This is a genomic window from Citrobacter rodentium NBRC 105723 = DSM 16636 (assembly GCF_021278985.1).
GTDB classification, from domain to species: Bacteria; Pseudomonadota; Gammaproteobacteria; order Enterobacterales; family Enterobacteriaceae; genus Citrobacter_A; species Citrobacter_A rodentium.
The window spans coordinates 306631-320545 of sequence record NZ_CP082833.1 but is presented as its reverse complement, the minus strand read 5'-3'; the positions used below and the strand labels follow the sequence as shown (position 1 = coordinate 320545).

The window sequence follows — 13915 nt, the reverse complement described above, 5'->3', positions numbered from 1 at the left end:
TTGGATAATGCCCGTTTTCAGAACTCAATCACAAGCAGACTTAACTTTTATGAAAAATGACGTCATCTCACCGGAATTTGATGAAAATGGCCGTCCGCTGCGCCGGATACGTAGTTTTGTGCGTCGCCAGGGACGACTGACCAAAGGGCAGGAACACGCGCTGGAAAACTACTGGCCGGTGATGGGCGTTGAGTTCAGTGAGGAACCGCTGGATTTTGCGACGCTGTTTGGCCGTGAAGCGCCGGTGACGCTTGAGATTGGTTTTGGTATGGGCGCTTCACTGGTGGCGATGGCGAAAGCGTGCCCGGAGCAAAACTTTCTTGGCATTGAAGTACATTCTCCGGGCGTGGGCGCGTGTCTGGCCTCTGCGCATGAAGAGGGCGTCGGGAACCTGCGCGTGATGTGTCACGACGCGGTTGAAGTGCTGCACAAAATGATTCCTGACAATTCTTTATCGATGGTTCAACTCTTTTTCCCTGACCCGTGGCATAAAGCGCGTCATAATAAACGCCGTATCGTTCAGGTGCCGTTTGCTGAACAGGTAAAAAGCAAGCTGAAGCCGGGCGGCGTGTTCCACATGGCGACCGACTGGGAAGCCTATGCGGAACATATGCTGGAAGTGATGTCCTCGATTGACGGTTATAAAAACCTGTCTGAGAGCAACGATTATGTACCGCGTCCGGCCTCGCGTCCGGTAACCAAATTTGAACAACGTGGGCATCGTCTTGGCCACGGCGTATGGGACTTAATGTTCGAGAGGGTGAAATAATGGCAAAGAACCGTAGTCGTCGTCTGCGTAAGAAAATGCACATCGACGAATTCCAGGAGCTCGGATTTTCGGTGGCATGGCGTTTCCCGGAAGGGACATCTGAAGAGCAGATCGATACAACCGTTGATGATTTTATCAATGAGGTGATCGAGCCGAACAAACTGGCTTTTGACGGCAGCGGCTATCTGGCCTGGGAAGGTCTGATCTGCATGCAGGAGATCGGCCAGTGCACCGAAGAGCATCAGGCCATCGTGCGTAAATGGTTAGAAGAGCGCAAGCTCGAAGAAGTACGCACCAGCGAACTTTTCGACGTCTGGTGGGACTAAGTAGCACAGGGTCGGCAAATGCCGGCCCGATTTGTCTTGAGGGAAAGTTATGATGCGCAAAACGCTGCTGGCGGCAGTGCTAACGTTTACGGCAATGGCCGCTCACGCCGATTATCAGTGCAGCGTCACCCCGCGTGACGATGTGATTCTCAGCCCGCAAACCGTGCAGGTGAAAGGGGAAAACGGCAATCTGGTGATCACCCCGGACGGCAACGTGATGTACAACGGCAAACAGTATTCCCTGAGCGCCGCCCAGCGCGAGCAGGCGAAAGATTATCAGGCGGAACTGCGCAGCGCGCTGCCGTGGATTGACGAAGGCGCGCGTTCGCGCGTGGAAAAAGGCCGCGTCGCGCTGGACAGCATCATTGCCAAAGAAGTGGGCGAGAGCAGCAATATGCGCGGTCGTCTGACGAAACTGGATGCCCAACTGAAAGAGCAGATGAATCGCATTATCGAACATCGCGCTGACGGTCTGACGTTCCATTATAAGGCCATCGACCAGGTGCGCGCCGACGGCCAGCAGCTGGTAAACCAGGCGATGGGCGGCATTTTGCAGGACAGCATCAATGAGATGGGCGCGAAGGCGGTGCTGAAAGGCGGCGGTAATCCGTTACAGGGCGTGCTCGGCAGCCTCGGCGGGTTGCAAACGGCGATTCAGAACGAATGGAAGAATCAGGAAAAAGACTTCCAGCAGTTCGGTAAAGACGTGTGCAGCCGGGTGGTGACGCTCGAAGACAACCGTAAGGCGCTGGTCAGCAGCCTGAAATAATCTTTTCTTAAAAAACAATGGCGCAGATCGCCTCTGCGCCGTTTTGTTTTACCTTCTCATAGCGTTTTGATATCCACCTCTAAAATTAACAATCTGAATAACACATTTATCTGGTTAATTGGATGAAGTCACATTATTCACCTGTGGCGCTGCGATAATGCGGCAAATTCACGTAACTGGAGAAATAACATGGAGTTTTTCAGGAAAACGGCGCTTGCCGCGCTGGTGCTCAGCTTCAGCGGCGCCGCTCTCGCCTTACCGCACGTCACCATTTTAGCCACCGGCGGAACCATTGCTGGTGGCGGTGATTCGGCCACCAAATCCAACTACACGGCGGGCAAAGTCGGCGTAGAGAATCTGGTGAACGCGGTGCCCCAGCTCAGGGATATTGCGGTTGTAAAAGGCGAGCAGGTCGTCAATATCGGTTCGCAGGATATGAACGATGAGGTGTGGTTAACGCTGGCGAAGAAGATCAATAACGAATGCGACAGCACCGATGGTTTCGTGATCACGCACGGTACGGACACGATGGAAGAGACGGCGTATTTCCTCGATCTCACCGTCAAGTGCAACAAGCCGGTGGTGCTGGTGGGAGCGATGCGTCCGTCCACCTCCATGAGCGCCGATGGCCCGTTCAATCTGTATAACGCGGTGGTAACGGCAGCGGACAGCGCCTCTGCCAACCGTGGCGTGCTGGTGGTGATGAACGATACCGTTCTCGATGGTCGCGACGTCACCAAGACCAATACCACCGACGTGGCAACCTTCAAATCGGTAAATTACGGTCCGCTGGGCTACATTCACAACGGTAAAATCGACTATCAGCGCACCCCGGCGCGTAAGCACACCACCTCCACGCCGTTCGACGTCTCTGCGCTGACCGCACTGCCGAAGGTAGGAATTGTGTATAACTACGCTAACGCCTCCGAACTGCCAGCCAAAGCGCTGGTGGATGCGGGCTACGAAGGGATCGTCAGCGCGGGCGTGGGTAACGGTAATCTGTATAAAACGGTATTCGATACCCTGGCGACCGCAGCGCATAACGGCACGGTGGTCGTGCGTTCTTCCCGCGTGCCGACCGGAGCGACCACTCAGGATGCGGAAGTCGACGATGCGAAGTATGGATTTGTGGCCTCCGGCACGCTGAATCCGCAGAAAGCGCGCGTGCTGCTGCAACTGGCGTTAACCCGGACCAAAGATCCTAAGCAGATCCAGACGATGTTTAATCAGTATTAATACTCCAGGCGGCTACGCTTATCTCTGAGATTTTGTAGGCCTGATAAGCGTAGCGCCATCAGGCAGTGTGTCGGATGGCGGCGCAAGGCCTGATCCGGGTATTTACAACATCACTCAACAAGAAACAGCTCAAGCAGCCAGTTTAAGAATAGCTTGCCGTGCCGGGTAATCTGCCAACATTCCTCGCTTTCCGTCAGATACCCCTGCGCTATCGCATCATCAATTTGTTGACGAATTGCCGTTTCACTCAGCCCGGTGTAATCGCTAAATTCACGGCGGGGCGCGGCTTCCAGTAAACGGAAGCGGTTCATAAAGAACTCAAACGGTTTGTCCGCCTGCGCCACATCGCGCTGGCTTTCCAGATAACGGCCCTGCATATAGCCGCGGGGATGGCGCGTTTTGGTGGTGCGCAGGATCCGCCCGTCCGGGAAGGTGATTTTCCCGTGGGCGCCGCAGCCAATGCCCAGATAATCGCCAAAGCGCCAGTAATTGAGATTGTGCTGGCACTGATAGCCGGGCTTCGCGTAGGCCGAGGTTTCATACTGCTGATAACCGGCGGCGGTCAGCAGCTGGTGGCCCTGTTCAAAAATATCCCACAGCGCATCGTCATCCGGCAGTAGCGGCGGACGCGAGCCAAACAGCGTGTTCGGTTCGATGGTCAACTGATACCAGGAAAGATGCGGCGGATTGAGCGCAATCGCCTGCCGCAAATCATCCAGCGCCTCTTCCAGCGTCTGCTCCGGCAGGCCGTGCATCAGATCGAGATTAAAGCTGCGTAAGCCTAATCCGCTGGCCAGCCTGGCCGCGCGTCTGGCCTCTTCCGGTCCGTGAATGCGCCCAAGCCGCTTCAGCTTCGCTTCACTGAAGCTCTGTACGCCGATAGAGATACGGTTAATCCCGGCGCGTTGATAATCAACGAAGCGATCGGCTTCTACCGTGCCGGGATTCGCTTCCATCGTAATTTCCGCATCGGCGGCCAGCGTTAAGCGTGCGCGCACGCCATCCAGCAGCGTCTGCATTGCCGGGCCGGAAAGCAGGCTTGGCGTACCGCCGCCAATGAAAATCGTCTTTACTTCACGCCCCTGGGCGAAGGAGACGTCCGCCGCCAGATCGCTCAGCAGATGCTGAACATAATCGTCGTGCGGGACTTCGCCTTTCAGAGCATGCGAGTTGAAGTCGCAGTACGGGCATTTCTGCACGCACCAGGGGATGTGAATGTAAAGGCTCAGCGGCGGCAGCTTAACCATTGCGCAAGGCTTCCAGCAGCAGCTTCAGCGCCTGTCCACGATGCGAAATGGCGCTTTTTTCTTCGCGGGTTAGTTCAGCAGCGGTTTTTCCTTCGGAAGGGACGAAGAAGATCGGATCATAGCCAAAGCCGCCGCTCCCCGCCGCTTCTCTGGCGATCACGCCCGGCCAGCTGCCGTGGCAGACCAGCGGCGTCGGGTCGTCCGCATGACGCAGATAGACCAGCACGCAGTGGAAGCGCGCCTGACGCTTATCGTCCGGGATCTCCTGCATCGTACGCAGCAGCTTTTCCAGATTCTGCTGGTCGCTGGCGTCTTCGCCGGAGTAACGCGCGGAATAGATCCCCGGCGCGCCGCCCAGCGCGTCTACCGCCAGACCGGAGTCGTCGGCAATAGCTGGCAGACCGGTCGCCTGCGCCGCATGACGCGCTTTCAGGATCGCGTTTTCAATGAAGGTCAGGCCGGTTTCTTCAGCGGAATCGACGCCGAGTTCCGTTTGCGCCACGACATCAAGCCCGAAATCGCTCAACAGCGACGCAAGCTCACGCACTTTACCGGCATTGCCGGTCGCGAGGACTACTTTTTGCATAAGACACCTAATCAGTTAACGCCGCGACTTCGGGCGGGATCTGTTGCGGATGCAGGATTTTAACCTGTTTATGGCGGCCAAGTTCGCCCTTTTCGATCGCTACCTGGCTTTTCGCCACGCGGAACTGTTTACCGAGAAACTTGACCAGATGGCTGTTCGCCTGGCCGTCAACCGGCGGGGCGGTAATGGCGACTTTCAGTTCGTCGCCATGTAAACCGACAATGCTGTCACGGCTGGCTTTCGGCTGGATATAGAGCCGTAAAATCAGTCCGTCATCGCAGCGCGTTACGGCACTCATAGCGCCATCCACAGCCCCGGCAGCAGCATGTTACCGGTCGCCTGGAGCATTTCGCCAATGCCCATATTAATTACGTACAGCAGCAGGACGAGGATCATCGGCGAGAAATCGATCCCGCCCATGCCGGGCAGAATGCGGCGAATCGGGCTCAGCAGCGGATCGGCCAGCTGCATCAGCACGTACTCGATCGGGCTCCGCCCCTGGCTGACCCAGCTCATGATCGCCATGATCAGCAGCACCCAGAAGATCAGCAGGCCAATGGTCTTGAGCACAATCAGCAGGCCGGCGATCCAGATGATCGGTACGAAGGTCACCACTTTAAACAGCACAATCGCTTTAATAAAGCTGAGGATAAAGGCCACCAGCAGGGAGGCGCTGTCGATGGGCCCCATCGGCGGAATAATGCGGCGCAGCGGCCCGATAATCGGCTGCGTCACTTTCACCACGAACTGGGAGAAAGGGTTGTAAAAATCGCAGCGGGCCCACTGCATCCATACGCGCAGTAGCAGCACCATGGTGTACAGCTCAATTACCGTTGAGAGCAGGAAGGTCAACGTATTCATGGCGTTCCTCAGTTTTCCTTAATTTTTTGTGTAATTCCGGGCACCAAAAATGGCGGTGCCGATGCGGACCATAGTGCTACCGGCGGCGATAGCGGCATCCATATCGTCCGACATACCCAGTGACAACGTGTCGACGCCAGGATAGCGCGTTTTCAGCCCGGCAAATGCTACAGCCATTTGCCGGGCAACTTCAAACTGCCTTACATAATCTGACTCAGGCGCCGGAATGGCCATCAGTCCACGCAGGCGCAGATTCGGTAATGCGGCCACCTCTTCCGCCAGCTGTTCCAGTTCGGCCAGCGCGATGCCGGACTTGCTGTTCTCATCGCTGATGTTGATTTGGATCAGCACGTTCAGCGGCGGCAATTGCGCCGGGCGCTGTTCGCTCAGACGGGCGGCGATGCGCAGGCGGTCGATAGTGTGGCACCAGTCGAAATGTTCCGCCACCAGGCGGCTTTTGTTGGACTGTAATGGGCCGATAAAGTGCCATTGCAGTCCTTCGCTTCCCTTTTCCTGGAAGTGGCGAATTTTTTCTACCCCTTCCTGCACGTAGTTTTCGCCAAACGCGCGCTGACCGGCGGCGATAGCTTCTTCGATGGCGCTCGCAGGTTTGGTTTTACTCACTGCAAGCAACGTAACTTCTTCTGGAGCGCGGCCGCAATGCGATGCGGCGGCTGAGATTTTGTCCCGGATCTGTGCCAGGCTATGCGCGATATCGTTCATTTTCCGAGGATGCGTTGATGAATATGGAAGAAATTGTGGCCCTTAGTGTAAAGCATAACGTCTCGGATCTACACCTGAGCAATGCGTGGCCAGCTCGCTGGCGCAAGCGGGGAAGGCTGGAAGCTGCGCCATTTTCCGCGCCGGATGTAAACGAACTCCTGTCGCAGTGGCTTGATGAGACGCAGCGAGCCGCGCTACGCCAGGAGGGCCAGCTTGATTTCGCCGTATCGCTTACCGCCAATCAGCGTCTGCGGGCCAGCGCCTTTCGCCAGCTGCAGGGGATGTCGCTGGCGCTGCGGCTGTTGCCGAATCAGTGCCCAACGCTTGACGCGCTGGATGTGCCTGCGGCGTTGCCGGAACTGCTGACCTGCGAGAACGGCCTGCTGCTGGTCTCCGGCGCGACCGGCAGCGGCAAATCAACCACCCTGGCGGCGATGGTGGAGTGGCTGAACCGACATCGCGACGGCCATATCCTGACCCTGGAAGATCCGATTGAATATCGCTACGCCAGCCAGCGCTGTCTGATTCAGCAACGGGAAGTGGGCGTACACTGTTCCTCGTTTGTGGCGGGATTACGCGCGGCGCTGCGTGAAGATCCGGATGTGATCCTGTTGGGGGAATTGCGTGATAGCGAAACCATCCGCCTGGCGCTGACGGCGGCGGAGACGGGGCATCTGGTGCTGGCTACGCTGCATACCCGCGGCGCGGCGCAGGCTATCGAGCGGCTGGTTGATACCTTTCCGGCGCAGGAAAAAGATCCGCTGCGTAGTCAACTGGCGGGCAGCCTGCGCGCCGTGCTGGCGCAAAAACTGGTGCCGGATAAACAGGAGGGGCGCGTTGCGCTGTTCGAACTGTTAATCAACACGCCCGCTGCGGGGAATCTGATCCGCGAGGGCAAAACGTACCAGTTACCGCATGTGATCCAGACCGGGCAGCAGACGGGCATGATGACTTTCGCCCAGAGCGTGCAGCAGCGCCAGGCGCAGGGGCGATTGTAGGCCCGCTAAGCGCAGCGCCATCAGGCGGGAGGGCGTTAATACCCCTGTTCGAAATAGCTTTCGAGGATAATCACGGCAGAGGCGGAGTCGATCTTACCTTTGTTGAGCGCGCGATAGCCGCCTTGCTCAAACAGGCCGGAGCGCGCTTCGACGGTGCTCAGGCGTTCGTCGTGCAGCGTCACCGTCACGCCAAACCGGCCATGAATGCGGTTGGCGAACTTGCGCGCGCGCGCGGTGAGCGGTTGTTCCGTACCGTCCATATTCAGCGGCAGGCCGACGATGATTTCATCAGGCTGCCACTCTTTAAGCAGACGTTCGATAAGATTCCAGTCTGGCGTGCCGTCCTGCGCTTTAATGGCCGCAAGCGCGCGAGCGGAGCCGGTAATACGTTGACCAATCGCCACGCCAATGCTTTTGGTGCCAAAATCAAACGCCAGTAACGTTCCGCTCATCAGGCATGCCCCGCTACGCCCGGCATGGTCTGAATGTCGATGCCAATCAGCCTGGCGGCTTCCCGCCAGCGGTCGGCAATCGGCGTCTTAAACAGAATGTTGAGATCGGCCGGAGCGGTCAGCCAGGCGTTATCCAGCAGCTCCTGCTCCAGCTGGCCTTTATCCCATGAGGCGTAGCCCAGCGCGACCAGTACTTCGGTGGGCTGTTCAGCGGTGCCTAACGTTTCGAGGACGTCGCGGGAGGTGGTAATCACCGTGTTGTCGGAAATACGGATGCTCGATGAAAAGCTTGACGGCGGCGTATGCAGGATAAACCCGCGGTCTTCCGCCAGCGGGCCGCCGAGCATCACCGCTTTATCCAGGCGGATTGCGGGATCGCGCGGTTCCGGCGTGATTTTCAGCTTTTCCAGAATCCCTTCAATCTGCAAATTTTCCAGCGGCTTGTTAACAATAATCCCCATTGCGCCATCTTCGTTATGTTCGCAAATGTAGACCACTGAGCGACGGAAAATCGGGTCCTGGAGAGCAGGCATGGCAATAAGAAAATGATGCTGTAAATTCATTGGCAGAGGTTCTGTGTCCTGGTTTAAAAAAGCAACAGGGGCCAGTATGTGGGGAAAGCACCAGGATGTCACTACTGTCAGCCGGATACGACGCTTGCGTCGCCATCCGGCACTGGTGTCTTAATGCCTGATGGCGCCGCGTTATCAGGCCTGCAGAGGCATATCGGATGTCGCCATCCAGTAAACGGCTTATTTCTGCAAACGTGCTTCAATCGCGTCCATCAGCATACCGGTAATGGAGATCGGGAATTCCGCCTCAATCTCGCGAATACAGGTCGGACTGGTGACGTTAATCTCGGTCAGGCGATCGCCAATGATGTCCAGACCGACAAAAATCAGCCCTTTCGCCTTCAACGTCGGTCCAATGCGCCGCGCGATCGCCCAGTCGCTGTCGGTCAACGGGCGGGGTTCGCCGCGGCCGCCAGCGGCGAGGTTACCGCGGGTTTCACCGCCCTGCGGAATACGCGCCAGGCAGTAGGGCACCGGCTCGCCATCCACCACCAGCACGCGCTTGTCGCCATCGACAATCGCCGGCAAATAATTCTGCGCCATGCAGTAGCGGGTGCCGTGTTCGGTCAGGGTTTCCGCAATCACGCCGAGGTTCGGGTCGCCCTCTTTGACGCGGAAAATGGAGGCGCCGCCCATACCGTCCAGCGGTTTGAGAATGATATCGCTGTGTTTCTGCCAGAAGGCTTTCAGCTGCGCTTTATTGCGGGTGACCAGCGTCTCCGGCGTCAGGTCGGAGAACCAGGCGGTGAACAGCTTTTCATTGCAGTCACGCAGGCTCTGCGGCTTGTTGACGATCAGCGTGCCTTTCTCTTCGGCGCGTTCCAGAATATAGGTGGCGTAGATAAATTCGGTATCAAACGGCGGATCTTTACGCATCAGGATCGCGTCGAGGGAGTCCAGCGCCAGATCCTGCTCGCCGGTAAAGTCGTACCATTTATCGTAATTCTGCTCGACGCTGAGGGTGCGCGTACGGGCGCGGGCTTCACCGTTGATCAGATAAAGATCGGCCATCTCCATATAGTGAAGTTCGTAACCACGACGTTGCGCTTCCAGCAGCATAGCGAAGCTGGAGTCTTTCTTGATGTTGATGCTTGCGATGGGGTCCATCACGATGCCGAGCTTGATCATTATTCTTCTCCGTTAGCCCAGATCGCCAAAACGCACCTGCAGCGCAGTGATGGCGGTGAGCGCAGTTGTCTCAGTACGCAGAACGCGAGGTCCTAACAGGATATCAGTAAACTGGTAGCGCGCGGTCATAGCGATTTCTTCCGCCGACAGCCCGCCTTCCGGGCCAATCAGCAGACGCACGCGTTCAACCGGCAGCGGCAGCGTGTTGATGCTGTCGCTGGCGCGGGGATGAAGATTCAGCTTCAGCCCTTCGTCCTGTTCCGCGCACCACGCTTCGAGGTCCATCGCCGGGCGGATTTCCGGCACCCGGTTACGACCGCACTGTTCGCAGGCGGCAATAGCGATTTTCTGCCACTGCTGGCGCTTCTTATTCAGACGCTCATTGTCCAGTTTAACGCCGCAGCGCTCAGAAAACAGTGGCGTAATGAGGCTTACCCCGAGCTCGATCGATTTCTGGATGGTGAATTCCATTTTTTCACCGCGCGACATCACCTGGCCGAGGTGGATATGCAGCGGGGACTCACGATCGTCAATTTCTCCACGCAGGACTTTGACCTCCACGCTTTTCTTACTGGCGAGGACGATCTCGGCGTCAAAAACCTGATTGCTGCCGTCGAACAGTTGCAGCGGCTGGCCCGGTCCCATCCGCAGTACGCGTCCGGTGTGGTTGGCGGCATCTTCGCACAGCGAAATTTGCGTGCCGGGGGTAACAGGCTCAGGGTGATAAATGCGGGGGGTGCGCATAGTTAAAAATCCGCGTCATGGCCCCACGTCCCGTGGGCGTGGGGAGATTAAAAATGAATCCCGCTAGTGTAGGTTAGCTCTTTTGCGCCTGGCAAGCGCGTTGCACGTAAGGATTGTGGTTTCCCTGCACCTTCGCGATGCGTTCATCGCGCTCGCACTCCCAGTCGCTGACCGGATACATCTTATTCCAGGCGTTGAAAAGCTGCGTTTGCTGACGGGAAAGAGTCAGATGGTACTGGTCGCGCATGTAAAAGTAGGTCCGCGCGATGGCGCCGCGGGCGCGGATGGGCGGCTCGGCGAGCTTCTCTTTGAAATCGACCTTCATGGCGCACTGTCCGTACTGGCCTTCGCCGCCGTTCCACTGGCTGTACATGAAGTTGCCGCGATCGCCGTTCACTTCGCCAACGGCGGGTTGCAGGTTATGCATATCGCTTTCCATCTTGCGATAGACCGGATCTTTGGCGCAGTTTTTACGCCCGCCGTCCTGCCAGCACTGGCGCTGGTGACCAAACTGCCATGCCGGAACCACATGTTCCCATTCGATCCGGCTGGCGCGGTTTTCGTTTTTACGCACCTTATAGCCGCAGGAGGCGAGATCGACGACGCCTTTTTTCCCCTGCCAGTTGATCTTACAGCCGCAGTAGAAGTCGCCGGGCACATCGGCGTTTACCTTCACGCCGGCGGCTTTCGCCTGGGAGAAACTGTTAATGCCAGCGGCCAGCGCGTGGCCTGAAAACACCGCTGTCAGCAATCCAGCGGCAAAACACAAATTACGGTACATCACGAACTCCGTATTAAAACGAGCCCGCAAAGTAACGAAAGATGACCAGGGATGCAATGAGGCCGATCGGGAAAGTTCCTGATCGTTCTGGTTATTTAATCGGCACTAACGGTTCGCCGCAGTGGACGCAGCGGTAGGTTGCTTCGCCGCGCAACACCCGGTTATGGCGACGGACGGTCAGTTGATGATCCTGGCACCGGCAGCGATAGGGAAAAGTGTTACGGCGCACCGACTGTAGCGCGAACTGGTGCGTCCGGCGGGCGGGAACGCCAAGCACGCTCTCCATCATCCACTTCCACTCTTTACCGTGCGGCGCTTTACGCCCGAAGTGCTTCCACACCAGCAAATGCGCCAGTTCATGCGGCACCACTTCGCGGATAAACGCCTCCGTGTTCTCCATCAGCAGCACCGGGTTGAGGCGAATTTCATAGCTGTCCAGCCAGGCGGTACCGGCAGAGGTGCCGCGCTGCTGATAGACCAGTTTCGGTTCGGGATAGCTGCGCGCCAGCTTCAGGTTAGCCTGAGCGAGATTTTCCCGCAGGCTGCGCATAACGGCTTGCTGGACGGCGATGGGGAGACGGGCGGTTTTCATAACGGCAGAGCATAAAGGGTAACAAAGGCGACCGCAACCCGCACTCAGGCCGGAAAGCGAAGGGTGAAAATGTGTTGGCCATCAGCGAAGCGATAGCTCACCGCGCCTGAGTGTAACGTCATAATGGCTTTCACCATTGATAATCCCAGCCCATAACCCGATGAATGCCGGGCGTTATCGCCTCGCCAGAAGCGGTTGAACAGCTTATCGGCGTTCTCCGCTTCCGTACCGGGGTTAGCGATTTCAACTATCGTCTCGTTGCCGCTGCGGGCGGCGTTGATGGTAATAACCGCCTGCTCCGGTGAATAGCGGATCGCATTCGTGAGCAGATTTAACAACACCCGTTGCAGCAAAACCCGGTCGGCCTGAATGACGGCCTCACCCGCGACGCGAAAGGCGATATCTTTTTCCTCCGCGGCATATTCCAGAAAATCGGTCAGGTCAGCTATCGGTTCGGCAAAGGGGATAGCCTCTTTTTTGAGCAGAATGTTGTGGTGTTCGGCGCGGGCGAGAAACAGGATGTTTTCCGTTAAGCGCGACAGCCCCTCAAGTTCTTCAATATTGTTTGCCAGCGTCTGTTGATACTCTTCCGTCGTGCGCGCTTTGCTTAACGCCACCTGGTTATGGCCCAGCAGGATATTGACCGGCGTGCGTAGCTCGTGGGCCAGATCGTCAGCAAACTGGTTCAGGCGGGTAAAATCATCGGCCAGTTTCTGGCGCATCACGTTTAATGCGCTGCCCAGCGGCTTTAGCTCCACGGGAAGCGCATTTTCATCCAGCGGCTGGCTAAGACCGCGGCTGTCGATGCTGGCCGTAACGCGGCTGAGGGTTTTTATCGCCTTCAGCCCCTTTCTGATTAAAAAAGGGCTCAGCGCCGAACAGAGCAGGATCGCGATGGCGCTGATCAGGATGCTGTTATTGCGGTACTGCTCAAGCATCAGCCTGCGTTCCGTGGCCAGCCTGGCGACGGTAATAGTGACCGGCTGAGCGTCGCTGTTGGCCGTAATGCGTACCGCGGCGAGCGGCGTTCCCGCAACGTCGCGTTTGGCGATGCTTTGCAGAGTGGGCGTCGTCTGTGCGGGAAGGGCATCGAGAAGAGCGGACTGTACGCCCGTATGGTTGACCACAATATGGCTGGCGGCGGGGGAGTGGATAAGCAGAATATCCTGGCGGGTATCCATCATCCGGTTAAAGTAGAGGGGAAGATTTTCCGCTTTCGCGCCGTCGCGTAACAGCTGGCGAATTTGTTCCGCCCGGTTAATCAGCATGATGTCATCCCGCCAGGTTAGCTCCTGGCTCAGCGCGCGATATAAGGTCCAGCTCACGCCGGAGCAGGCGAGCGTCAGCACCAGAACGAACAGCAGGGTCAGACGTAACGTCATGGAATCAGGCTTCATGATGTTCATCCGCCCGGAACCGGTAGCCCATTCCCCTGACGGTGCCGATGAGCTTAACGTCGAAGGGATCGTCCACTTTCGACCGTAGCCGACGTATGGCGACATCAACCGTATTGGTCTCGCTGTCAAAATTAATGCCCCACACTTCGCTGGCGATTACGGTCCTCGGGATAATTTCTCCGGCTCTGGACGCCAGCAGCCACAGCAGAAGAAACTCTTTGCGGGTTAATACAATGGCTTTTCCGTCTCTGCTGACGCTTTGCCTGACGGAATCCATCTCCAGTCCGCTGATTTTCAGATAGGTATGATGAGGCGAATGATTTCTCAACTGCGCGCGTACCCGCGCCAGCAGCTCGGCGAAAGAGAAGGGTTTAACCAGATAATCATTGGCGCTGGACTCCAGCCCTTTTACCCGGTCTTCGACCGCGTCGCGGGCAGTAAGGCAAATCACCGGCGTCTGGTTTGCCGTTCTGAGCGCCTTAAGCACCTGCCAGCCGTCGAGCCCCGGCAGCATAATATCCAGGATGATTAACGCGTAAGATTCCTGTAACGCGAAGCGCAATCCCTCTTTGCCGTCGCTCGCCTGGTCCACGACGTAGCCAGCTTCGCTCAGCCCCTGACTTACCCAGTCGCGGGTTTTTTGGTTGTCTTCAATCAGTAAAATCTTCATGGCATCACTATGGCATATGCGGTGGTTCAGCGGAAAAAGTATCGTCAATGATGACGAAAATGTA

The 13915-nt window shown here is 57.1% G+C and carries 18 protein-coding genes; 5 read left to right on the top strand and 13 right to left on the bottom strand.

Features of this window, described 5'->3' with window-relative positions; all coding sequences use genetic code 11:
* Positions 1–49: 49 nt before the first annotated feature.
* The 4 genes from trmB (at position 50) to ansB (ending at position 3100) form a co-directional block, all read left to right on the top strand.
* Positions 50–769, top strand: coding sequence for a tRNA (guanosine(46)-N7)-methyltransferase TrmB (gene trmB, locus K7R23_RS01410; RefSeq protein ID WP_012908842.1), 720 nt, complete (start codon positions 50–52; stop codon positions 767–769).
* Positions 769–1095, top strand: coding sequence for a YggL family protein (locus tag K7R23_RS01405; protein ID WP_012908843.1), 327 nt, complete (start codon positions 769–771; stop codon positions 1093–1095). Before trmB ends, K7R23_RS01405 begins: the two co-directional genes overlap by 1 nt.
* 49 nt (positions 1096–1144) lie before the next feature.
* Positions 1145–1864, top strand: coding sequence for a YggN family protein (locus K7R23_RS01400; protein WP_012908844.1), 720 nt, complete (start codon positions 1145–1147; stop codon positions 1862–1864).
* Positions 1865–2053: 189 nt separating this feature from the next.
* Positions 2054–3100: an L-asparaginase 2 gene (gene ansB / locus K7R23_RS01395; protein WP_012908845.1), complete on the top strand. Its 1047-nt coding sequence runs from the start codon at positions 2054–2056 to the stop codon at positions 3098–3100.
* 110 nt (positions 3101–3210) lie between these two features.
* Here ansB and hemW read toward each other — a convergent pair whose 3' ends face one another.
* From hemW to K7R23_RS01370, 5 genes are read right to left on the bottom strand one after another with little or no spacing between them, the layout of a single operon-like run.
* Positions 3211–4347 (bottom strand): radical SAM family heme chaperone HemW, encoded by a 1137-nt coding sequence (gene hemW, locus K7R23_RS01390; protein WP_012908846.1) that lies wholly within the window; start codon positions 4345–4347, stop codon positions 3211–3213.
* A complete protein-coding gene (locus tag K7R23_RS01385) occupies positions 4340–4933 on the bottom strand; it encodes an XTP/dITP diphosphatase (RefSeq protein ID WP_012908847.1) in 594 nt (197 codons plus the stop codon). The genes hemW and K7R23_RS01385 overlap by 8 nt, the downstream gene beginning before the upstream one ends.
* Before the next feature lie 7 nt (positions 4934–4940).
* Positions 4941–5231 carry a DUF167 family protein YggU gene (yggU, locus tag K7R23_RS01380; protein ID WP_012908848.1) on the bottom strand — a complete coding sequence of 97 codons (291 nt, stop codon included), beginning with the start codon at positions 5229–5231 and terminating at the stop codon, positions 4941–4943.
* A complete protein-coding gene (locus K7R23_RS01375) occupies positions 5228–5794 on the bottom strand; it encodes a YggT family protein (protein ID WP_012908849.1) in 567 nt (188 codons plus the stop codon). The genes yggU and K7R23_RS01375 overlap by 4 nt, the downstream gene beginning before the upstream one ends.
* An 18-nt stretch (positions 5795–5812) precedes the next feature.
* On the bottom strand, positions 5813–6517 hold the full coding sequence (locus tag K7R23_RS01370; RefSeq protein WP_012908850.1) for a YggS family pyridoxal phosphate-dependent enzyme: 705 nt from the start codon (positions 6515–6517) through the stop codon (positions 5813–5815).
* Positions 6518–6534: 17 nt separating this feature from the next.
* Between K7R23_RS01370 and K7R23_RS01365 the strand changes: the two genes are divergently transcribed.
* The gene (locus K7R23_RS01365) at positions 6535–7515 is read left to right on the top strand and encodes a type IV pilus twitching motility protein PilT (RefSeq protein WP_012908851.1); all 981 of its coding nucleotides are present in this window, start codon (positions 6535–6537) and stop codon (positions 7513–7515) included.
* Between the two features lie 35 nt (positions 7516–7550).
* Here the strand turns inward: K7R23_RS01365 and ruvX are convergent, their stop codons facing one another.
* From ruvX to hprR, 8 genes are all read right to left on the bottom strand, one after another.
* The gene (gene ruvX / locus K7R23_RS01360) at positions 7551–7967 is read right to left on the bottom strand and encodes a Holliday junction resolvase RuvX (protein WP_024133119.1); all 417 of its coding nucleotides are present in this window, start codon (positions 7965–7967) and stop codon (positions 7551–7553) included.
* Entirely contained in the window at positions 7967–8530 is a 564-nt protein-coding gene (locus K7R23_RS01355) for a YqgE/AlgH family protein (RefSeq protein WP_012908853.1), read from the bottom strand. The genes ruvX and K7R23_RS01355 overlap by 1 nt, the downstream gene beginning before the upstream one ends.
* Before the next feature lie 189 nt (positions 8531–8719).
* On the bottom strand, positions 8720–9667 hold the full coding sequence (gshB, locus tag K7R23_RS01350) for a glutathione synthase (protein WP_012908854.1): 948 nt from the start codon (positions 9665–9667) through the stop codon (positions 8720–8722).
* 12 nt (positions 9668–9679) lie between these two features.
* On the bottom strand, positions 9680–10411 hold the full coding sequence (gene rsmE / locus K7R23_RS01345; protein WP_012908855.1) for a 16S rRNA (uracil(1498)-N(3))-methyltransferase: 732 nt from the start codon (positions 10409–10411) through the stop codon (positions 9680–9682).
* A 73-nt stretch (positions 10412–10484) separates the two neighbouring features.
* Positions 10485–11192, bottom strand: a complete 708-nt coding sequence (gene endA, locus K7R23_RS01340; RefSeq protein ID WP_012908856.1) for a deoxyribonuclease I — start codon at positions 11190–11192, stop codon at positions 10485–10487.
* Positions 11193–11283: 91 nt separating this feature from the next.
* Positions 11284–11784 carry a SprT family zinc-dependent metalloprotease gene (locus K7R23_RS01335; protein WP_012908857.1) on the bottom strand — a complete coding sequence of 167 codons (501 nt, stop codon included), beginning with the start codon at positions 11782–11784 and terminating at the stop codon, positions 11284–11286.
* Positions 11785–11828: 44 nt separating this feature from the next.
* Positions 11829–13181, bottom strand: a complete 1353-nt coding sequence (locus K7R23_RS01330) for a heavy metal sensor histidine kinase (RefSeq protein ID WP_012908858.1) — start codon at positions 13179–13181, stop codon at positions 11829–11831.
* The gene (gene hprR, locus K7R23_RS01325) at positions 13171–13851 is read right to left on the bottom strand and encodes a response regulator transcription factor HprR (protein ID WP_012908859.1); all 681 of its coding nucleotides are present in this window, start codon (positions 13849–13851) and stop codon (positions 13171–13173) included. The genes K7R23_RS01330 and hprR overlap by 11 nt, the downstream gene beginning before the upstream one ends.
* Between the last annotated feature and the right edge of the window lie 64 nt (positions 13852–13915).